This is a genomic window from Hamadaea sp. NPDC051192 (assembly GCF_040682475.1).
Classification (GTDB): Bacteria; Actinomycetota; Actinomycetes; order Mycobacteriales; family Micromonosporaceae; genus Hamadaea; species Hamadaea flava.
This window is the reverse complement of record NZ_JBFBAZ010000030.1, coordinates 23595-44392: the sequence shown is the minus strand read 5'-3', so window position 1 is coordinate 44392 and position 20798 is coordinate 23595. Positions and strand designations below refer to the sequence as shown.

The 20798-nt window shown below is 68.5% G+C and carries 14 protein-coding genes; 8 read left to right on the top strand and 6 right to left on the bottom strand.

Annotated elements, in window-relative coordinates; all coding sequences use genetic code 11:
* The first annotated feature begins 35 nt into the window (after nt 1-35).
* The 4 genes from AB0M47_RS15650 (at nt 36) to AB0M47_RS15635 (ending at nt 4733) form a co-directional block, all read left to right on the top strand.
* Entirely contained in the window at nt 36-3239 is a 3204-nt protein-coding gene (locus AB0M47_RS15650; RefSeq protein ID WP_363413306.1) for a carbohydrate-binding protein, read from the top strand.
* Nucleotides 3240-3319: 80 nt separating this feature from the next.
* The gene (locus AB0M47_RS15645) at nt 3320-3442 is read left to right on the top strand and encodes a hypothetical protein (RefSeq protein ID WP_363413303.1); all 123 of its coding nucleotides are present in this window, start codon (nt 3320-3322) and stop codon (nt 3440-3442) included.
* A 12-nt stretch (nt 3443-3454) separates the two neighbouring features.
* Nucleotides 3455-4078 carry a DUF5317 family protein gene (locus tag AB0M47_RS15640; RefSeq protein WP_363413301.1) on the top strand — a complete coding sequence of 208 codons (624 nt, stop codon included), beginning with the start codon at nt 3455-3457 and terminating at the stop codon, nt 4076-4078.
* A gap of 124 nt (nt 4079-4202) precedes the next feature.
* On the top strand, nt 4203-4733 hold the full coding sequence (locus AB0M47_RS15635) for a hypothetical protein (protein WP_363413298.1): 531 nt from the start codon (nt 4203-4205) through the stop codon (nt 4731-4733).
* 86 nt (nt 4734-4819) lie between these two features.
* Here AB0M47_RS15635 and AB0M47_RS15630 read toward each other — a convergent pair whose 3' ends face one another.
* The gene (locus tag AB0M47_RS15630) at nt 4820-6448 is read right to left on the bottom strand and encodes an MFS transporter (RefSeq protein ID WP_363413295.1); all 1629 of its coding nucleotides are present in this window, start codon (nt 6446-6448) and stop codon (nt 4820-4822) included.
* 252 nt (nt 6449-6700) lie between these two features.
* Here AB0M47_RS15630 and AB0M47_RS15625 point away from each other — a divergent pair, with 252 nt between their 5' ends.
* Nucleotides 6701-8011, top strand: a complete 1311-nt coding sequence (locus tag AB0M47_RS15625) for a serine hydrolase domain-containing protein (RefSeq protein ID WP_363413292.1) — start codon at nt 6701-6703, stop codon at nt 8009-8011.
* A gap of 299 nt (nt 8012-8310) precedes the next feature.
* Here AB0M47_RS15625 and AB0M47_RS15620 read toward each other — a convergent pair whose 3' ends face one another.
* Nucleotides 8311-8604 (bottom strand): DUF1330 domain-containing protein, encoded by a 294-nt coding sequence (locus AB0M47_RS15620; RefSeq protein WP_363413289.1) that lies wholly within the window; start codon nt 8602-8604, stop codon nt 8311-8313.
* A 164-nt stretch (nt 8605-8768) separates the two neighbouring features.
* On the opposite strand from AB0M47_RS15620, the gene AB0M47_RS15615 reads away from it, so the two are divergent.
* Nucleotides 8769-9671, top strand: a complete 903-nt coding sequence (locus tag AB0M47_RS15615; protein WP_363413286.1) for a LysR family transcriptional regulator — start codon at nt 8769-8771, stop codon at nt 9669-9671.
* A 176-nt stretch (nt 9672-9847) separates the two neighbouring features.
* On the opposite strand, the gene AB0M47_RS15610 is transcribed toward AB0M47_RS15615, so the two are convergent.
* From AB0M47_RS15610 to AB0M47_RS15600, 3 genes are all read right to left on the bottom strand, one after another.
* Nucleotides 9848-10258 carry a hypothetical protein gene (locus tag AB0M47_RS15610; RefSeq protein WP_363413283.1) on the bottom strand — a complete coding sequence of 137 codons (411 nt, stop codon included), beginning with the start codon at nt 10256-10258 and terminating at the stop codon, nt 9848-9850.
* Between the two features lie 22 nt (nt 10259-10280).
* Nucleotides 10281-11258, bottom strand: coding sequence for a GNAT family N-acetyltransferase (locus AB0M47_RS15605; protein WP_363413280.1), 978 nt, complete (start codon nt 11256-11258; stop codon nt 10281-10283).
* 63 nt (nt 11259-11321) lie between these two features.
* Nucleotides 11322-11867: a carboxymuconolactone decarboxylase family protein gene (locus tag AB0M47_RS15600; protein WP_363413277.1), complete on the bottom strand. Its 546-nt coding sequence runs from the start codon at nt 11865-11867 to the stop codon at nt 11322-11324.
* Nucleotides 11868-11947: 80 nt separating this feature from the next.
* On the opposite strand from AB0M47_RS15600, the gene AB0M47_RS15595 reads away from it, so the two are divergent.
* Both AB0M47_RS15595 and AB0M47_RS15590 read left to right on the top strand, forming a co-directional pair.
* A complete protein-coding gene (locus AB0M47_RS15595) occupies nt 11948-14833 on the top strand; it encodes a tetratricopeptide repeat protein (RefSeq protein ID WP_363413274.1) in 2886 nt (961 codons plus the stop codon).
* Between the two features lie 566 nt (nt 14834-15399).
* The gene (locus AB0M47_RS15590; protein WP_363413271.1) at nt 15400-16851 is read left to right on the top strand and encodes an FG-GAP-like repeat-containing protein; all 1452 of its coding nucleotides are present in this window, start codon (nt 15400-15402) and stop codon (nt 16849-16851) included.
* Nucleotides 16852-17010: 159 nt separating this feature from the next.
* On the opposite strand, the gene AB0M47_RS15585 is transcribed toward AB0M47_RS15590, so the two are convergent.
* The gene (locus AB0M47_RS15585; protein ID WP_363413268.1) at nt 17011-20655 is read right to left on the bottom strand and encodes a S8 family serine peptidase; all 3645 of its coding nucleotides are present in this window, start codon (nt 20653-20655) and stop codon (nt 17011-17013) included.
* Between the last annotated feature and the right edge of the window lie 143 nt (nt 20656-20798).

Genomic DNA, 20798 nt, shown 5'->3' with positions numbered 1-20798 from the left:
GACTCGCCGTGCCCCGAGGCCCATAGGAGACTCACATGCGACGTTCTCCCCGCTTAGCCACCGGACTGTCGTTGACCCTGATCAGCGGCATGCTGACCGCGATCTCGGTGGCGGGACCGGCTGCGGCGGCCGGCGCGGCCGTGCCGTTCACCAGTTATGAAGCCGAAGCCGGCACGCTCAGCGGTGGCGCGACGACGGTGTCGCTGGCCGCCGCACCGACCACCCAGTACTCCAGTGCCACGCTCGAAGCGTCCGGCCACGCGTACGCGCATCTCGGCGCGACCGGCCAGGGCGTGCAGTGGACCAATGCGACCGGCGGACCGATCAGCGCGATCAACGTACGCATCAGCATTCCCGACACGACGAGTGGCGGTGGCCAGACCAGCACGCTGAACCTCTACGTCGACGGGACGCTGCGCCAGACGCTGGCCGTCAACTCGAAGCAGACCTGGCTCTACGAGGGCAACAACAACTACAACGGCAACAGCCAGAACCCGGCCGACGGCAATCCCCGGGTCTTCTTCGACGAGACGCACGCCCTGCTCACCGGTACGCCCATCGCCGCGGGCAGCACCGTCATGCTGCGCAAGGACGCGTCGAACTCCGCGGCGTTCTACGACGTCGACGTGGTGGACATGGAGAACCCGTCGCCGCTCGCCCAGCCCGCGAACTCGATCTCCATCACCGACTGCGGCGCGGTCGCCGGCACCGCCCCGACCAACGGCGCGGCCGACCCGGCAGCCACCGACAGCCGGGCCGCCATCCAGACCTGCATCGACCAGGCGCAGTCGCAGGGCCGGACCTTGTGGATCCCGGCCGGCACGTTCTACGTCAAGGGAACCCAGGGCTTGTCGGCCACCGGCATCACGATCGCCGGCGCGGGCATGTGGTACAGCACCATCTACCGTGACGTCCCGCTGCCGAACAGCACCCCGTTGCCCGCCCTGTGGAACCTCACCTCCACCACCATCCGGAATCTGCACAACGACTCGAACGCGACCAGCCGCGCCACCGTCGACGGCGCGGGCGGCACCATGGACACCACCGGGACCAACTGGGTCGCCGACGGGATCTGGACCCAGCACACGCTGTCCGGGTTCTGGGCGTCGGGCACCGGCGGCACCATCCGCAACTGCCGGCTGACGACGATCTGGGCCGACGGCGCGAACATCAACAACGTGTCGCTGGACAACACCGTCGGCAACAACCTGACCATCACCGACAACTTCGTCCGGGGCACCGGAGACGACGCGATCGCGATCAACTCCGTCAACTACAACGACATCAACGGCACTCGCGTCTACTACACCCCGATGTCGAACGCGGTAGTCACCAACAACACCTCGATCGCCCCCTGGGGCGGCAAGGGCATCGGCATCTACGGCGGCAGCGGCCACCGCGTCGAGAACAACTACATCTCCGACACCGCCCGCTACATCGGGCTGGGCGCGGGACGCTTCGGCGTCAACGGCAACGACCTGTCCACCACCACCGTCTCCGGCAATGTCGTCGTGCGGTCCGGCGGGAACGCGTACAGCCAGGGACAACCGGCGTTCCACATCGGCAACGGCGGCGACGGCCAGAACGTCGGCCTCGTCGACCACGTGACCGCCGTCAACAACACCGTGCTCAACTCGCTCTACGACGGCATCGGCTTCTCCACCTCGACCAACACCGTGCTCCAGAACAACACCGTCACCTCCCCCGGGCGCAACGGCATCGTCGTCGCCGCGCCCTTCTACCCCGCCCCCACCGGCTCCGCGACCATCACCGGCAACACGGTCACTGGCGCGAGCACCGCGTACCTCAACAACTCCGGCGGCTTCACCGCCGCGCTGTCCGGCAACAGCTGGCAAGGCGGCGGCACTCCCGAGGCACCATTCGGCGGTACGCCCAGCGCAGTGCCCGGCGTGCTGCAGGCGGAGAACTACAACACGGGTGGGCAAGGCGTCGCCTACAGCGTGAACTCGACGAACGGGACCGCCAACGCCTACCGCGCCGACGGCGTGGATCTGGAAGCCACCTCCGACACCGGCGGCGGCTACAACCTGGGCTGGACGTCGAGCGGCCAGTGGTTCCACTACACCGTGAACGTCGCCACCGCCGGGACCTACACGGTGGCCGCCCGGGTGGCCGCGCAGAGTGCCGTCGCCGGCGCGTTCCACCTGGCCAACGCCTCGAACACCAACCTCAGCGGCGCCGTCGCAGTGCCCGCCACCGGCGGCTGGCAGACCTGGGCCACCGCCACGGCCCAGGTCACGCTGCCCGCCGGGACCCAGACTCTGACGGTCTATCAGGACAACGGCGGCTGGAACCTCAACAGCCTGACCTTCACCGCCACCACCACCTCCGGCCCCTACGGCGGTACCCCGGCGCCCGTGCCCGGCACCGTGCAGGCGGAGAACTACGACACCGGCGGCCAGGGCAACGGCTACAACGTGACGTCGACCAACGGCACCAGCAACGCCTACCGCGCCGACGGGGTCGACCTGGAAGCCACCTCCGACACGGGCGGCGGCTACAACGTGGGCTGGACGTCGGCCGGTCAGTGGTTCAAGTACACCGTCAACGTCGCCACCGCCGGGGCGTACACGCTGAACTTGAGAGTCGCGGCACCCAGTGCCGTGACCGGCGCCCTCCACCTGGCCAACGCCTCCGGCGTGAATCTGACCGGGGCCGTGAGTCTGCCCGCGAGCGGAGGTTGGCAGACTTGGACCAGCGCGTCGGCGCAGGTGACCCTGCCGGCCGGGACCCAGACGCTGACCCTCTACCAGGACGCGGGCGGCTGGAATCTCAACAGCTTGCAGTTCACCGCGGGCGGTACCAGCACGAACCTGGCAGCCGGCAAACCGACCAGCGAATCCGCCCACAACGACGTGTACGCCTCCGGCAACGTCACCGACTGCAACCAGGGCAGCTATTGGGAAGGCCCGAACAACGCCTTCCCACAATGGGTGCAGGTCGACCTCGGATCCGCCCAATCCGCGAGCCGAGTCGTGCTGCAACTACCCACGTCCTGGGGCGCCCGGGACCAGACGCTGACCCTGCAAGCCTCGACCGATGGAACGACGTTCACCACCGTGAAGACCTCGGCGGCCTACCCGTTCTCACCGACGTCGAACAACATCGTGACGCTGACGTTCACCGCGACCAGCCAGCGGTACTGGCGCATCACGGTCACCGCCAACACCGGCTGGCCCGCCGCGCAACTGGCCGAATTCCAGCTCTGGACCACCTGACGTCATGAGTTCGGGACGGTCGTTGACGGCGTGGCGAGAGGTGTCGATGATGTGCACAGGCCACATCGAAGGAGGGCTCTATGGGCAAGTTTCGTAAGGACCGCGCCGCGGTCAAGGTCACGGGTGCCGTGCTGACCGTGGCGGCCGTGCTGACCACGCTGTACACGCTGGCCGCGCCGGGCATCAAGATCTCGCCCTGGTGACACCAGCGCATCATGGCTCACCTGCTGTTCGTGCTGTCCCCGCTGGTCGCCGCGGCGCTGGTGGGGGCAGCTCTCGGCCGGGTGCCCTGGCGGCTGACCGGACTACGCCTACGCGCGACGGCGCTGCTCTGGGTGACCGCCGCAGTCGCCGTCGTCCGCTACACCGCGCCGGGCTGGCTGCCGGAGCCGCTGCGCCGAGCGCACGGACTCTGGCTCGCCTGTGTGGTCTGGGCACTGGCCACGATCTGGTTCGCGCTGAACCTCCGCCCGGCCACGCCGGTCGTGCGGGCCGGGCTGTGCTTGATGTGGACAGGATTCATGCTCAACGCGATCGCGGTCGCCGCTAACGGCGGCGCGATGCCGTTCGCGGTGGACTCTGGCGCTGCGGCCGGGGTAGGCCACGTTCCGCTCGGGCCCGGGCATCACCTGCCCTGGCTGACAGACGTCCTGGTCGTCCCCGCGTTCGCCCGGGTCGTCAGCGTCGGCGACCTGGTGCTGATGGCGGGCATCACGACGCTGCTCGTCGGCGCGATGGCCCGCCGACACACGGCCGCCGGGCCTGACGTGCCCGCACGGCCGACGGGTATCCGCTCGCCTGGCAGGATGGAAGGAGATTCGTACCGGCCGGGGAGATGAGGCGTACACGATGTCGGACCCGCAGGTTGGGGACGTCGGGACCGGCGACGGCTCCGCGCCGACGAGCCGGCACCCTTCCCCACCCAGCGATCTACGGGGTTGCCTCGCCATCATCGGCATGATCGTGTCGATCATCGTTGTGCCGGCCTTCGTCCAGCCGCTGCTCGGCGGGCTGCTCTACCGGGGCCTGGGCCTGGACGAAACCCCTGACTGGTACGACCTCGCCCCGCAGTACTGGCTGTTCGTCGCCCTCGGGGCGCTGCCCGGGCTGGTGGGCGTCTTCGCCGCCCTGCTCTCCGCGCAGCCCGCTAACCCCCGCGCCGTGTCCAGGGTCTCCGCGTTCGGCATGATCGGCGTCGGGTGGACACTCCTCTGGGTCGTGACCATGTTCGGCGGCCGGGTCACCGACGTGACCGCAGGTGAGGTGTCGCTCTCGTTCGACGTCAGCCTGACCGGCGCAGATTTCCTCCGCGACACGGCCAAGGCTGCCGCGGCCGCCCTGCCGCTCCTCATCGTCGGTCTCGGCCTGTCGGTGCTGCTGATAGCCCGACAGGTACGCCTGCCCTGGCGTGCCACCGCAGCGGGCGTCATCACCGTCGCCGCTGCCGTCGCGGTCGTCCTGGTCGGCCGGAACTCCGGCGGGACCTATCTCTAGGGATGTCTTAAGGCAACGAGGACCTCCAGCGACGTCTCCAGAAATGGCCTGCACCAACCCGACCTTGCTCGCTGAACCGCTGCTCGCTACGGCGTGGTCGGGCAGGCGGTTCCCCGGTCGAAGGTGTACCGGGCCTCGATGGTGAACGTGCCGGCGGTGGGCGTCGACAGTTCGGTCCACCTTCCGTTCTGGGTGAGGCAGGCGTGCGGGGCCTGGTCGTCGACGACGCCACGGATGGCCAGCCACGGTGACCAGGCGATGCGTATCAGCACCGAACCGGGGCGGGGCACGTCGAGGGTGAGCGCCGCAGGTCCGCCGGAGGTGACCGTGGCCGGCGGCGTGGCCAGGGGTTCGACGCCGTCGACCCGGTACACCCGCCAGTCTGCGTCCGCCCACACCAGATTCAGCCATGGGTGCCCAGAGGTGATGATCTTCGCTTCGGCGATGCCGGCGTCATCTGGCTCGTCGACCGACAGCACGACGTATCCGACGCTCCATTCACGCAGCCAAGCCCGGTAGTCCGCAGCCGTCAGCTCGTCCTGGTAGAACAGCGGGTTGCGGGCCACGTCCGCCTGCCGGTTCCAGCCGCGGGCCAGGTTGACGTAGGGCGCGAGCCCAGCAGCCTCCCAGTGCGAGCGCAGCGGCACCACCTCGACCCGGAATTGTTGGACGGCCAGCCGTCGCAGTTCGTCGATCAGCGGCCGGGCGTCGGCCACCCCAGCAGTCACCGGCGTGGTGTTGACAATGTTCACGACCGGATGCACGACGGTCCAGACGGCCATCGCCACCATGGCCGCATAGCTCACCCGCCGGGGCCAGCCGCTGCGTTTGCGGACAGCCTCGGCGCACATCAGGACCGCCGCACCGGCCAGCATCGCCAGGCGCTCGACGTTGCTACCGATCGGGGTCGGCAGCACCCAGCACAAGACGACGCCGGCCGCGTACACCCAGGCTCCGGCCCGTACGGTCGACCAGTCCCGCGGGACCAACACCGCGACCGCGACGGCCGCCGCGAGCGTGGCCAGCGCCGAATACCAATGAAACGGCTGCACGCCGGAGAACGGGAACAGCAGGGCAGTCGTCCCGATCACCACCGGCGGGCCCGCAGCCATCAGGTAGGCCGGCCGACGCCGGCCGGTCAGGAACAGCGCCGCCGCGAACACCTCGATGAACAGTCCGGCGACCGGGCTGCACAAACTGGCCACGGCGCCCAGCACCGCGGCGAGCACCGGACGTGGCCGACGATCCAGCAGGACGACCACCGCGAGCAGGGCGACGGCCAAGCCGAGCAGATAGGTGACTCGCCCGGCGGCGAGGTTGAGCCAGATGGCGAAGGACAGCCAAAGGATCGACGGCAGTGGCCGGTGCAAGCCCGATCGGGAGAGCAGCCGGGCGGCCAGGGCGGTGCTCGCGACGGCGGCGACGACACCGGTGGTGCGTACCCCGATCAGGACCATCAGGTACGGCGAAATCACGCTGTACGACGCGGGATGTATCCCCCCGTACCAGGACAGGTTGTACGCCGAGTCGGGATGATCGCGGACGAAGGCCGTCCAGGCGTACTGCGCCGCGAGGTCTCCTGCGTCGCGGGCCATCCACAGCGCCCAAACCAGGCTCAGCCCGCCGGCCAGGAGGGTCGCTGCGACGACCGGCCGGGCCAACCATCGGCTCCAGCCGGTGCTGGGACCGATCGCCATGCTGCCTGGAAGCGCCATGAGCGTCTGGTGATCCTTTCCTACGGGTCGGCCGCGGGGATGCGGTGCGATGGTACGCACGGCGGCCGCGGGCTCGCAGCAGGCCATCTGATCGGTGCCACGACGGCGATCAGTATGAACTCCAGGTTCGAGCGCTCGCACACCTGGCCGAGGAAGCAGCCGGGCCGGCGAGGAACAGGGCAGGCATCATGATCTACGAAGGGGATCCCATTGCCGACCAGTGCCATCACGAGAAATAGCTAAGTTGAGCGAATGGGATGGCATCTGAGCGAGCTCATCGCGAAGCACGGCGTACCGGGCGCACAGATCGCCGTACTGGCCGACGGGGAGATCCACGATGAGGCCGCAGGCGTGCTGAGTCTGCACACCCGAGTGGAAACCACCACCGACTCGGTGTTCAAGATCGGCTCAATCACCAAAGTCTGGACAGCCACGCTGGTCCAGCAGCTGGTGAATGACCGCGTGCTGGACCTCGACCGTCCCGTTCGCGACTACCTGCCCGGCTTCCGGCTCAGCGACCCGGCGGCCACCGAGATTCTGACTGCCCGCCACCTGCTCACCCACACCGGCGGCATCGACGGCAACCACTTCACCGACACTGGTCGCAACGACGACGCGATCGAGAAGTTCGTCGCCACGCTCGCCGACGCGGACCACCTGCTCCTGCCCGGCACCCTTTTCTCCTACTCCAACAGCGGGTATGTGGTGCTCGGCAGGCTCGTGGAATCGCTCCGGGGCAAGCCCTTCCACGACGTGCTCCGCGAGCACCTCGCTACCCCGTTGGGCCTGACCACCGTCGCCACCACCACGTACGAGGCTATCCTGCATCGCGCCGCGATCGGGCACGTCTCGGCCGACGGGGAGCTGGCGCCCACGAAGAGCTGGGCGGTCCGCTATTTCTCCACGCCAAGCGGCTCTCATCTCGCGATGAGCGCACGCGATCTGCTGAAGTTCGTCCACCTGCACCTCACCGACCCAGCGCTCGCGGTGCTGCGCGTACCCCAGCTCGCATCCGTCCCGGACTTCGGAGGCGGCGTCGTAGGCTGGGGGCTCGGCTGGATGCTCTACCAGGATGGCGTCGCCGGTCACACCGGCGTTTCCAAGGGGCAGAAGGCATTCCTGCGCGTCGTGCCCTCGGCCGGCGTAGCTGTAGCTGTGCTGACCAACAGTTCGGGTGCGGCGCCGATGGCCTACGAGATTCTCAGCACCGTCCTCGCAGATCTCACCGACGCGGTGACTACGCCGCTGCCAGTGCCGCCTGCGGCATCGCTCCCCGTCGACGTGGAGCGCATGTGCGGCACCTACCGCAGCACCCTGTACGATCGCACGCTCACCGTCGAGGACGACCGCGCGTTCCTCATTCGCCGTCCCCGCAACGAACTCGCGAAGTCCCTCCTCGGCAAGTCTGAGGAACGCGTCGAGGTAGTCCGCCTCAACGACAGCGCGATCATCACCGCAACACCGGGGCTCGACGGCCATCAAGTGCTGTCCCTTATCGGCACCGACGAGGACGGTCGTGCTCGATTCCTGCACGACGGCGCCGCCGCCTACCGGGTTTCCTGATGTCCCCAGGGGCGATCCCGATCTCCTCGCGGCCCGCCGCTATGTGTCGGCGGCCTCCCGGACGCGCACCGCGATGCCGCCGAGCATCAGTCCAGGCCCAGCTCGAACTGCCATCCCGGAGCAGCAGCACCGCGAGCCGGAGCCGGTTGCGGCGTCCTGATGACGAGCCAGCCGGGAAACGTGATGAACCAGGAACCGATGCCGTGGTACCTGTGACCGCCGGGCGCGGGCCGGTCGTGCGATGTCGTTTCTGGTCCTGACTGTCTGACCACAAGGTCAGCGATGGCTGGGCCCGCCGATCAGTCGATGCCTTCGACGATGCGGAAGTCGCGCTCGACGCCGTCCGGGAAGTCCACCAGCGCCTCCTGGTACGCCTCGCTCTCGTATGCCGCGACGGCCTGTTCGAAGCTGTCGAACTCGATCAGAACGACGCGTTGCGTGATTCCGGCCTCGTGAGCTACGACTCGACCGGCGCGGGACAGGGTGCGCCCGCCCCCAGCCCGGACAGCCGGACCGGCCAGCTTGTTGTAGGCAGTCAGCCGCTCAGGGTCTGATATGGCGGGGTAGACACTGACCCAGTAGCCCTTAGCCACGGAGACCTCCTGTGTTCGGCCGGATCGGTCCGACGATCCCGGCGATAGGTACGGCGGTCGACTGAATCGCCATATGCGCAGGTTAGGGCTTGATGTGCGGTCGAGGGAAAGACCAGTACGGGATAGACTCAGAACGGATCGTTATCAATCGGCGGGGAGGGCACGTGGCGCCGGACACGGTGAGCCTGCGGTACTTCCTGGTGCTGGCGCAGGAGCTGAACTTCACCCGCGCGGCCGCACGGATCGGTATCGCACAGCCCGCACTCAGCGCCCGGATGCGCCGATTGGAGGCGGAACTCGGTACGGCCCTGCTGGTCCGCAACACACGTAGCGTCGTCTTGACCACCGCCGGTACGGCTTTGGCGGAGTCCGCGCCGCCCGCACTGGCGGCGCTGGACCGGGCATGGGACACCGCCCGGAGCGCGGCGGCCGGTGAACTGGGCACGCTGCGCATCGGATACAGCCTCAGCGCCGGGGCCGAGACGGCACCGGCCCTAATGGACAGACTGATTCGCGGCACCAGCGGACTCGAGGTCAGCGCGGTCCCGATGGCGACACCGGAGATCTCCCCCGCAGTCGCCGACGGCCGCATCGATGCCGGGATCACCCGCGGTGAACAACCGGGCCGTGGCGTCCGCCGGTTCCTGCTGCGGCGTACACGCATCGGAGTCCAGCTCGCGCAGCACCATCCGCTGGCCGAACACCCGGAGATCGAGATCGCCGACGCAGCCGCGTATCCGCTGCGACTCGCGGACCGTGCGGCCAACCCCGTGATCCACGATCAGCTGTCCGCACTGTTCCGAGACACCCGGCCACACCCCCGATTCCATACGCCCGCAGTCTCTTTCGACATGTCTCAGCGTGACCTGCGCGACGGGGTCACCCTCGCCCCGGCCGGAGAAGCCGCGGCCACGGCACAACCGGCCGGTCTCACCTGGCGACCGCTGCGGGGCGCGCCCACCCTGGCGTTCCACCTGGTCCTCCCACGCGAGCAGTCACCACTGCACCGCCGCATCCGTGCGGTCGCCAAAACCCTGGCGCACGAGCTGCACTGGCTGCCGGACTGACCCACAAGTCGTGGCCGAGTTCTTCGACGTCGGTCAGTCTCGGTTGCAGGAGTTTGCTGATCGGCCGCCGGAGGGTCGACACGCGAGTACGCGGGGCCCGCCGGATGATTGCGGTAGGCCCCGCGGGACTTCGTCACGTCGACGCGGCAGATTCGCAGGCCGCGAGTAGGCCCGAATCAGGCTGCGTCGAGAGCTCTGGTGATCCGGCGAGTCATGTCCGCGATGCTCGGGCTGGGCTCGCGCCATTGGGAGCGGGCAGCGGTCTCGATGGCGACGATGACCGTACCGCGGAAGTTATCGGCCTCGGCCGGAGCCTTCTTCTTGAGGAGGTTCATGGCTTTCGTCAACGTCGGCAGCACTTGGTCGGTGAGTTCGGCGACCGACGTACCGGTCAGATACACGCCGCCAGTCTTGTCCGCGAGCACGTGCCCGATCGGACCGGTTGCGCGGGCGAGGGACATGGAGCCTTCGGCCGCGAGCTTGTGTGGCAGCCCACCGGCGACGCCGGCGGCGGCCAGGAGCGAAACGGCGCCGTACGCGGCGGTCCGCAGGGTCAGCTTGTCCTGATCGGTCAGGGTGAGGGACATGCGGATGCTCCTCTCGAAGTCTTCAGGTGGTGGGCAGGTCGAGCTGGTATTCGTGCGTACGCCGGTGGAAGCGGAAGCCCAGTTGGTGGTTGACGGCCAGCATGTGGGTGTTGTCCTGAGCGTTGTCCGTCTCGACCTCGACGACGCTGGGATGCTCGGCCCGTAGTCTGCGCACCATCGCGGCCTTGACCCACAGTCCGAGCCCATGGCCACGATGGGCAGGGACGACCGCAGTGTCGTACTGCACTGCCCGCCGGTCGGCTCCGGAGCGGATGACCAGCTCGGTGAACCCTGCCATCTCCCCCTTGCTGAGCGCGGCGATCGTCAGCAGCCGATCACCGCGATCCGCCAGGACCTGGGCCATGGCTCGTACGCGGTCCGGGGTCCAGGACTGGCTTCCGTAGTCCATGTCGCCGATGGGCATGTCGTTCATGGCGTTCTTGGCCACCGCGAAGGCGTCGGCCAGCTCTTCGGGGACCGTTCCCGTCCAACTGGCCAGCTCGTATCCCGAGCGGTCCGTGTCGGCCTCGCCATCGTCGGCCTGTGCCACGTTCAGCAGCAGGTGGTCCAGCGTCAGCACCCGCCGGAAGCCGCGTGCGGTGCAGAAGGAATCACCCGGCTTGCCGTCGGCTGAGAGGGTGAGCAGACTGCGGCGCTGCTCGGCTTGTGCCGCGGACGTGGCTGCGGCCAGCAGCCGCGAGCCGGTGCCGGCGCGCCGGTGGTCTGGATGGACATGCAGTTCCAGCTCCGCCAGATGGCTCTGGCCGGCGGAGGTGAACAGCCGAAGTCCGGCAACGCCGACCACCGCGCCGTCGGCCGTCGTGGCCAGCCAGAACAGCCGACGGCTGTCCAACCCGGCCGCGCAGAGCTGGGCTTGGACCTGCTCGGCCGTCGGCGGCGCCTCATCGGGCAGATCGCCGGCGAGCGAAGCCGCGACAGTCGCTTGCCAATGAACTGCGATTTCCGTTGAAACATTGAGTACGGGGGCGATCTGGATCACGTGAAGCTCCTCAGCGAGGTCGTTGGGGGTGGGACATGGCGCCGATGACAGCCATCGCATGGTTCAGTCGGTGTGCCGTACGAGCGGCCAGTCGATATCGACCTGGGCCACCGTGGCGAGGTAGTTGGTGAACACGTTGAGCGCGACATGGGCGACGATCTCGACGATCTGCCCGTCTGACAGTCCGGCGTGCCGGGCTCGGGCCAGCTGATCCGGGGAGACGGCCCCACGGTCGCGGACCACGACGGCGGCCAAGGCCAAGACAGCGGCGGCCCGGGAGTCCGCGGACGTACCGCGCCGTGCACGCCCGGCCTCGGCCGCAGTCAGCCCCAGCACCTCAGTCCCGCGGAACGAGTGCACCGACAGGCAGTAGTCAGACCGGTTCTCCTGCGCCACCAGCAATGCGATCCGCTCGATCACATCCGGCGGCAAGGCTCCCCGCGTGCTCAGGGCGTCGACGACGCCCAGATACCCCTCCAACACGGCCAGGCTGTTGGCCATCGCCTTGACCAGGTTGGGAACGACCCCCAGGACCTGGTGTGCGGCGGTGAACAGTTGTACGGCTTCACCAGTGGCGATCTCCGGATCGACGACGCGCAGTCCCTGCATGCTGGCAATCCTGCTAGTGGACCTTGATAGATTCCCGATGCGTCCCCGATGCAAGCGCTGGCAATCAGAGGAGTAACGGCATGCGGTTCAAGGTTCTCGGCCCGGTGGAGGTCGTGACCGGCGATCCGCAGTCACCCGCACTGGCGCCCCGGCATCGGGCAGTGCTCGCCTACCTGCTGCTGCATGCCGGGGTCGTGATCAGCACAGACCGGCTGATCGACGCGATGTGGGGGCCGCTGCCGCCGGATTCCGCCCGCGCGCAGATCCAGACCACGATCGCCGCGATCCGGCGCTTGCTGCGGGCTTCCGAAGCCGACCGCATGCTGGCCAGTCGTCCAGCCGGATATGTGATCACTCCCGAGCCTGGACAACTTGACCTGGACGAGTTCACCAGCCTCATCGCCCAAGCGCAGGCCACCTCCGGTGACCCGCAGCACACCGCGGACCAGATCCGGGCCGCGCTGACACTGTGGCGGGGAGAGCCGCTGGCCGATGTGACCGCCCACTACGTCGAAGGCGCCAGAGCACGCCTGAACGCGCAACGGCTGACCGCCGTCGAGCGTCTGGCCGACGTGGAACTGTCCGTTGGCCACCACGACGACCTCGTCGACGAGCTGACCATCCACGTGGCGGCTAATCCGGTGCGGGAACGGCTGTGCTGCCAGCTGATGCTCGCCCTGCACCGCGCTGGACGCCAACCTGACGCGTTGCAGGTGGCAAGAACCTTCCGGGCCAGCCTGGCCGAGCAGCAGGGGCTGGACCCCGGCCACGCGTTCGCTCGCCTCGAACAGGCCATCTTGCGAGATGAGCCCGACCTGCGGGCACCGGACGCCGGGCCGGCCAGGTCGCGGCGGGCGAACTTCCTGCCTTACGACGTCCCGGACTTCACCGGCCGCGACGGCGAGTTCGACGAGCTGACCCGCCTGTGGACGAGCAACAACGGTGCGGTCGTCACGATTTCGGCGATCGACGGGATGGCCGGAGTCGGCAAGACGGCGCTCGCAGTCCACGCCGGACACCGCCTCGCCGACCAGTTCCCCGACGGGCAGCTCTTCGTCGACTTGCAGGCGCACACCGCCGGTCAGCAACCGCTCGACGCCGGTACTGCGCTCGGCATCCTTCTGGGGCAACTCGGCGTGCCGGCAGAACAGCTCCCGGCGTCAGTCGCAGATCGCGCCGCAGCATGGCGATCCGAACTGTCTGACCGTCGAGTGCTGGCCGTGCTGGACAACGTCCTCGACACCGACCACATACGGCCATTGCTGCCCGGCACCTCCCGTGCCCTCATCCTGATCACCAGCCGTCGACGGCTGATCGACCTGGACGGGGCACACGCCCTGTCGATGGATGTGCTGCCCGCCGCAGACGCCGTGGCGATGTTCACGGCGATCGTGGGCGACCGGGCGGCCGTCGAACCGCTCGCCGTCCTCGACGTGCTGCAGTTGTGCGGCTTCTTGCCCCTGGCCGTCCGCATCGCGGCCGCCCGCCTGCACCATCGCCCCCGCTGGACCGTCGAATATCTCGCCGATCGGCTCCGCGACCAACGCCGCAGACTGTCGGAGCTGGCCACCTCCGAAAGAGGTGTGGCAGCCGCGTTCACCCTGTCCTATCAGCAGTTGACTCCCGATCAACAACGCATGTTCCGCCTGCTGGGGCTGCACCCGGGCCGTGACATCAGCCCCGCCGCGGCCGCGGCGCTGGCCGACCTGCCAGTCGAGCAGGTCGAGACGCTCCTTGAGGACCTCTTGGACGCCCACGTACTCGCCCAGCACCAACCCGGCCGCTACACCTTTCACGACCTGCTGCGCGAACACGCCTTAGCCACCGCAGCCGCCCAAGAACCGCACAGCGCCCAGCGCGAGGCACTCAGCCGCCTGTTCGACCACTATCTCCACCTTGCGAGCACAGCCATCGATCACCTCTACCCCGAGAGCCGCAACCGCAGACCACGCATCCCCGCGCCGAACACCCCGACCTCGTCTCCGCAGGACGAGGCCGAGGCTGTCAGCTGGCTGGACACCGAACGCGCGAACCTCATCGCGGCCGCCCGCCACACCGCCGACTACGACTGGCCCACGCACACCAGCCACCTGGCGGCCACCCTGCATCACTATCTGCTCCGGCACGCCCACCATGCCGACGCGCTGACGCTGCACGGCCTTGCCCTGCAGACCAGCCAGCGAAGCGGCGACACGGCCGCCGAAGCCCGGACACTCGTCGACCTCGGCGAGGTGCACTACTGGTGGCACGGCCACTACGAGCAAGCAGCACGGCACTACTCGCACGCCCTGGACCTATCACGTGAGACCGGCGACCGCAGCACCGAAGCCCGTGCACTGCACAACCTCGGCTACGTCTACAAAGGGCAGCGAGACTACGGCCAAGCCCACGACCACTATCGACAGTCCCTCGTCCTGTTCCGCGAGTGCGGCGATCGCGCCGGTGAAGCCAGCTCCCTGACGAACCTCGGCCTCATCGACGAGCATCAGGAGCGGTACGAGGAAGCCCACGACCACCATCGCCAAGCGCTGCACCTCCACCGCGAGACCGGATCGCACATCGGCGAGACCATCGTCCTGAACAACCTCGGGCTCCTGTGCCAACGGCAAGGCCGCTACGACCAAGCCCGCCGCTTTCACCACGACGCGTTGCAGCTGTGCCGCACGTACGGCTTCCCCGGAGACGAGGCCGAATCACTCAACGCCTTGGCGGAAGCCGCCCTGGCCATGGGCGACCTCGCTCAGGCCGTAGCCGACCATGACGCTGCGCTGGCCCTCGCCGGCGAGGTCGGCTACCTACCCGAGCAGGCTCGCGCCCACAACGGTCTGGCCCGCGTCCACCGCGGTCTCGGCCACATCGACCGCGCCCACGCCCACGCGCTGCAGGCCCTTGACCTGTACACCACCCTCAACGTCCCCGAGGCCGACGAGATCCGCGCCTTCCTCAACGACCTCGAACAGCCTTGACACACCTGACGTGAATGACGCGGACGTGTCGCGGCAGCGATCTCCACGATCACTGACCAGGTCATCGAAGGCATGTCCGAGCGACAGAGCCGGCCACTGGATCCGGTGTACCTGGTGGTCCTGGACGTGTCCAGGTAGAGATCCGGGATAGTGCGGTCGCGAACCGGCCGGCGTACGTGGCTGTCGGGGTGTCGCTCGACGGTGAACGTTACGTGCCGTGGACGTGGGTCGGCACCGGCGGTGAGGGTGCCAAATAGTCGCTGGTGATGGCGGCAGAACGGCAACGCCAAAGCTCTGACCTTTAGTGCGGCGCGACCGCCCCGAGCCGGCACCGCCCGGAGGCACCGCCGTCTGGCGGCGTTCGTGCCCTCGCTCTCGCGCGTTCCTGCCGAGTCGCGTCGTGGTCCGCTCAAACCCTCGCTGTGAGCTGACGATTCAAGGTTTCTGCAAGACCGCCTCAATAGCCCCCCGATACGTTGCCCGGCGGCAGTAGCCAGCGCGAAGGGGCTCGTAATGGCGAGCTACCGACCGAAAGATCGGAATGGCACGGAAAGGACGAATGGCCCATGGGACACACCAGGCTTCGGCGCTGGGCGGTCGCTGCAGCGACGGTCGTCGTTGCGCTAGGCGGCGGCATCCTGATCAGCCCGCCGCCGGCCAGCGCCGCAGCGAGCCGTACCGGCATCGTGAGCATTGCGAAGCGGGAGAAGAACGACGACTCGCGGAACAAGGAGATCGACGTCAACTGCACCTACTACGGCGGAGAGATGTTCGGCTGGCCCGCCTGCGGCGGCAGAAGCGGCTGGGGAGGTGGCGGCAGCGCATACGCCTGGTGCGCAGCATTCGCCAAGTACGTCTGGCGTGAAGCCGGCGTGACCACTGGCCTTGGTGCCATCGACGGGTACGCGCAGTCGTTCAAGAAGTATGGCGATAACAACGGGACGTACCACGCTCGCAGCACCGGGTATAAGCCCCAGGCCGGTGACGCGGTGGTGTTCGACTGGGACCACGACAGCAGCGACACGAACGCGATCGACCACGTCGCCATCGTCACCAGCTCCGACGACACCGACGTCTACTACATCGGAGGCAATCAGAGCGACGCGATCACAGCGGTCCACAAGAAGCGCTCGGACGCCGACATCGTCGGATACATCGAACCAGTCGGCGTGACCGGCGGGACGGAGCCGCCGGGACGGAGGCTTGGCCATAGCGTCACCGGTGACTCCTACGCCGACCTGGTGGCCCGCAAATCCGACGGCACCCTACTGATGTACTCGAACAACATCGAGCGCGACAACGGCGACCCGTACAGCGGCACCGGCACCAAGATCGGCACCGGCTGGGGCGGATTCAACCAGATCGTCGGAGCCGACGTCACCGGCGACGGATACACCGACCTCGTGGCCCGCAAATCCGACGGCACATTGTGGCTGTACTCCAACAACATCGAACGCGACAACGGCGACCCCTACAGCGGCACCGGCACCAAGATCGGCACCGGCTGGGGCGGGTTCAACCAGATCGTCGGGGCCGATGTGACCGGCGACGGGTACACGGATCTGGTGGGCCGCAAGCCCGACGGCACACTGTGGTTGTACTCGAACAACATTAAACGCGACAACGGCGACCCCTACAGCGGCACCGGCACCAAGATCGGCACCGGCTGGGGCGGATTCAACCAGATCGTCGGAGCCGACGTCACCGGCGACGGATACACCGACCTCGTAGGCCGCAAGCCCGACGGCACACTGTGGCTGTACTCCAACAACATCGAACGCGACAACGGCGACCCCTACAGCGGCACCGGCACCAAGATCGGCACCGGCTGGGGCGTATTCGACCTCATCGTCGGAGCCGATGTCACCGGCGACGGATACACGGATCTGGTGGGCCGCAAAGCCGACGGCACCCTGGTGATGTACTCGAACAACATCGAGCGCGACAACGGCGACCCCTACAGCGGCACCGGCAGCACGATCGGCACCGGCTGGGGCGGGTTCAACCTGATCGTGTAGCGCCAGGCCCGAGGACAGCAACAGGCAGGCTTCCCCCGCGCACGCAGGGGAAGCCTGCCCAGCCCAGCCGCATCCACGCCCGACAAGACCAGGAAACGGCCGGCCTTCGGCTGAGGTTCCCTCGGTAACTCGGGACGACCGGCCCCGCCGAGAGGCGCCCTAGCGGATCCCGTACGCGCGAATGACGTCCTGTGCAAGGGTCCACCCGTCCGCGGTGGTCACCCCCGTACGCAACGAAAGGAATCCCGGCTGCTTCGCCAGTTTGAGGTCGCCCTCCCAGCCGCCGGAGCGTTGCGTCAGCGTCACTGATGACCAGGTGACACCGTCGTCGTAGGACACCTGCAGCGTCACGGTCGCGACGGCACCGCCGTCGACACCGCCGCCGAGTTGCGCAGCGGCCTCGATGCGGATGTGCTGCGTGCTGCCGGCGTTGATGTCGCCGTGGAGGTCCGCAGGCATTTCGTAGTCGAGTTCCGGCAGCGCCAGCGGCGTTGCAGCCCCGGCCGTGGTGGTGCCGGAGGTGAAGGTCCACTCGGTGTGCGTACGCGTGGACAACCGCCACACATCAGCCGGACGGGACCCGTCGTGCACCAGCCGGAAGGCGCGTACGCCCGCCGGAACGGTGACGTTCTGCATCGCGCTCGACGAGGACTGCCGGATCAGGGTGTCCCCCTGATACAGCTTCAGGCTCTCCGGCACCGTGCCGCCCAGGGTACCGCCGTGGTCGATGACCTCCCCCGATGCCGTCCAGGCCTGGACGTTGAAGGTCATGCGGTCCACGGTCCGGGCGTTGCGAACCGAGAAACCCTGTCCGAATGCCGGGTGCGCGGCGGGTTTGAACCAGTCGAGCACCGTCCGCGTCCCCTGGGCGTACGCGTTGAGGTTGCCGCGGTCCTCCCAGGCTCCGGCCTGAGTGTGCCCCTCGTGCCAGGTCACATCCGGTGTCACCCATTCGGTCCGGGTGCCCGGGTAGTATTCGCGCTCCTCCAGCCCGGCCGACGGCGTGAACGTCATGTCGTAGCGGAAGCCCTGGCCGAGCACGTCGGCGACCGCGTGATAGCGGGAGTCGACACGGGCCAGCTCGTCCTGCGTCGGCGCGTAGCTGAGATCCCGGTCCGGGACCTGCCCGGAGTAGGTGCGCAGCAGGTCGTAGACGTAGCTTGCGTACGGCGTCAGCTTGACGTTGAGCCGCAGCGTGCCCGCCTCGGCCCGCCGGATCAGGGCCGCCCCGGTGTCGCGGTGCACCACCACGACCGGGATCGGTGACGCGCCGACGCTCTCGTTGAGGTCTCCGGCTGCGTCGTTGACGACCACGAGCAGCTTCGCTCCGGCGGCTGCGGCCGTTGCGGCGCGGGCGGCCGGCGTGACCGCGTCGGCGCGGTCGACGATCACTGCCTTACCAGTGACGTCGAGGTCGGCGTAGTCGGCGGACGCGCCGCGGTGTGCGTACAAGAGGGGAAGATTGGCCTGACCCGCGGACAGTGTGCTGCCCGACTGGATGCTGGCCGCGATGCCCGGCACGCCCGACGCCGCGAGCGTGACCTGCGGCTCGCCCTGCCGCCAGCGCGTGGCGAGAGTGAAGGCGGCCTTGCTGGTCGCGGGTGTGGGGGTCACGTAGAGGTCGTCGACCGTGGCGGCGGTGATGAACGACTCGCGGAACTGGCCGCCCTCGCCGTAACGCACCTGGTAGTCGAGGCGACGCTGCCGGTTCTCGGTCTGCTGCGGCACGTGGGCGTCGACCAGCCGCGCGCTCCGCGCATCGAGGACCACCTCGGCCGAGGCGGTCAGCGAGATCTCCGGCGCGACCATCAGGACCTTGCCGAGCCGGTCCGGCGCCTCACCCGGTACATCGAGATACGTCTCGGCGGTATAGGTGCCCGGCGCGAGGCGCAGGGTCCGCTCGCCGTCGACCAGGTAGCTGCCCGGCGTGCCCCCGCCCGCCCTGTTGAGGACCACATACGTCGACGCCGGCTGCCCGTCCCGGCCGACGACCTTCAGCTTCAGGTCGTAACGCTCGGCCTCCTTGAGCAAAGCCAGACTGGTACGCGTGACGGCGATCCCGGTCGCCGCGTCGGTGCCGACGAGGTAGGCGCCGTTGGTCGTGCCGACGCCTGCGGCCTGCGGATCGCCGGTGACCGTGACGGACGCCGAGCCCCCGGCGGGGACGGTTACCGACGGGCTGCTGATCGAGTAGGGCGCGGTCCCGGCGATCGCGAGAGCGAGGGTCACGTCGGTGTCACCCGAGTTGGTGAAGGTGACAGGCTTGCTGACCGGCGCGTCCGCTGCCTCGTGCGGCCAGGTGAAGTTGCCGAGGAACACCGATCCGGTGGCCTGCACCGTCTGCGTGATCGCGGCCGCGACGTCGACCCGGCCCGCGCCCACCTGATACGGCGAGTACGCCAAACCCTTGCTGCTGCTCATCAAGGCGTCCTTGAGCCGGGCGGCCGGCCAGTCCGGATGCCGCTGGACCAGGATCGCGGCCGCCCCAGCGACGTGCGGTGTGGCCATCGACGAGCCGCTGATCGTGCGGTACCACCCGCTGCCGGTGGTCATCTGCTGCGAACGGGCGGCAGTGATGTCGACGCCGGGCGCGGAGATGTCCGGCTTGATCGCGCCGGTCACGGTCAGCGGCCCGGTGCTGGAGAAGGTGGCGAGGCGGTCCTTCTTGTCGACCGCGCCGACCGTGAGCGCGTCGGCGGCCGCACCCGGAGCGGCGATCGTCTCCGGCCCCGCGTTGCCCGCCGCAATGACGAACAAGCTGCCGTACTGGGCGGTCAGCGTGTTCACCGCCATCGACATCGGGTCGGAACCGTCCGACGGCAGCGAATCGCCCAGGCTCATGCTGACGATGTCCGCTCCGGATTCGGCGGCCCACTGCATACCGGCGATGACCCAGGAGTCCTGGCCATAGCCTTCTGCCCCGCCGAGAACCTTGCCGAAGATCAAGTCGGCGCCCGGCGCCACTCCCTTGTAAACACCACCTGAGGCGGCTCCCGTGCCGACGATGGTCGACACGACGTGCGTACCGTGGCCGTTGACGTCCGACGTGTCCTCGCCCGGGACGAAGCTGACCTTCTCGTCGATCTGACCGGCCAGGTCCGGATGGGTCGCGTCGACCCCCGTGTCGAGAACGGCGACCGTGACGCCCGTGCCGTCGTAGCCGGCCGCCCAGGCGGTGGGCGCGCCGATCTGAGGCACGCTCTCCTTGAGGTCGGCCTGGACGCGGCCGTCCAGCCACACCTTGGCCAGCCCGCTCTTCAGCGTGCCGTCCCCGGCGATGGCCGTCCAGAACGCCCGCGTCTGCGACTTCGGAGCGGCCAACGCGGCGCCACTCACACTCGGCAACTGGCGGACCAGACGGCTCCCCTTCGGCGGCTTGTTGCTCGCGAGTCGCGCCTGCGTCGGCGCGTACGCCGCGATCAGTGGCACCTCGGCCGCATGCGCGTCGTCGTAGCCCATCTCGATCAGGTCGGTGACATCGAACAGCCGCCGGTCGAGCTTGCCCGCGTCGATCAGCGGCATCGCCTCGTCGGGAAAGACGTAGAGGTCGTCGTCGAACTGCTGGAGGCGTACGCCGCCGGTCGCTCCGTCGGGCCGGGTGACCTCGGCGGTCTGCGCGCCACCGGCCAGCGTCGTCAGTGTGACGACGTCGCCGGTCACCAGAGTCACCGTGCTCGTCGGGACGGCTGCCGCCGCAGCATCCATCGGGGTCGGGTCGCCGACTGCGGGCGTACCGGAGGTGAGAGCCGTGGCGGCCATGAGCGCGGCGAAGCCGAACGACCACGCGCGCGGAAATCTGGACATGCCCTGCCTTTCGAGGGGGTCGGCTGGTGGGCAGAACCTTTCACGTCCGGCGTACGCTGCTCAATGGCGGATACGTGCCATGACACATCTCCGCCATCTTCAAGATCGCCGCTCGGTTGGGCGGCGAACGGACGGGAGCGGCA

What these genes read in the sequence shown, in the direction of transcription:
- AB0M47_RS15650 (WP_363413306.1), top strand. Translation starts at nt 36, where the DNA reads ATGCGACGTTCTCCCCGCTTAGCCACCGGACTGTCGTTGACCCTGATC.
- AB0M47_RS15645 (WP_363413303.1), top strand. Translation starts at nt 3,320, where the DNA reads ATGGGCAAGTTTCGTAAGGACCGCGCCGCGGTCAAGGTCACGGGTGCC.
- AB0M47_RS15640 (WP_363413301.1), top strand. Translation starts at nt 3,455, where the DNA reads ATGGCTCACCTGCTGTTCGTGCTGTCCCCGCTGGTCGCCGCGGCGCTG.
- AB0M47_RS15630 (WP_363413295.1), bottom strand. Translation starts at nt 6,448, where the DNA reads ATGGCGCTTCCAGGCAGCATGGCGATCGGTCCCAGCACCGGCTGGAGC.
- AB0M47_RS15625 (WP_363413292.1), top strand. Translation starts at nt 6,701, where the DNA reads ATGGGATGGCATCTGAGCGAGCTCATCGCGAAGCACGGCGTACCGGGC.
- AB0M47_RS15610 (WP_363413283.1), bottom strand. Translation starts at nt 10,258, where the DNA reads ATGTCCCTCACCCTGACCGATCAGGACAAGCTGACCCTGCGGACCGCC.
- AB0M47_RS15600 (WP_363413277.1), bottom strand. Translation starts at nt 11,867, where the DNA reads ATGCAGGGACTGCGCGTCGTCGATCCGGAGATCGCCACTGGTGAAGCC.
- AB0M47_RS15595 (WP_363413274.1), top strand. Translation starts at nt 11,948, where the DNA reads ATGCGGTTCAAGGTTCTCGGCCCGGTGGAGGTCGTGACCGGCGATCCG.
- AB0M47_RS15590 (WP_363413271.1), top strand. Translation starts at nt 15,400, where the DNA reads ATGGGACACACCAGGCTTCGGCGCTGGGCGGTCGCTGCAGCGACGGTC.
- AB0M47_RS15585 (WP_363413268.1), bottom strand. Translation starts at nt 20,655, where the DNA reads ATGTCCAGATTTCCGCGCGCGTGGTCGTTCGGCTTCGCCGCGCTCATG.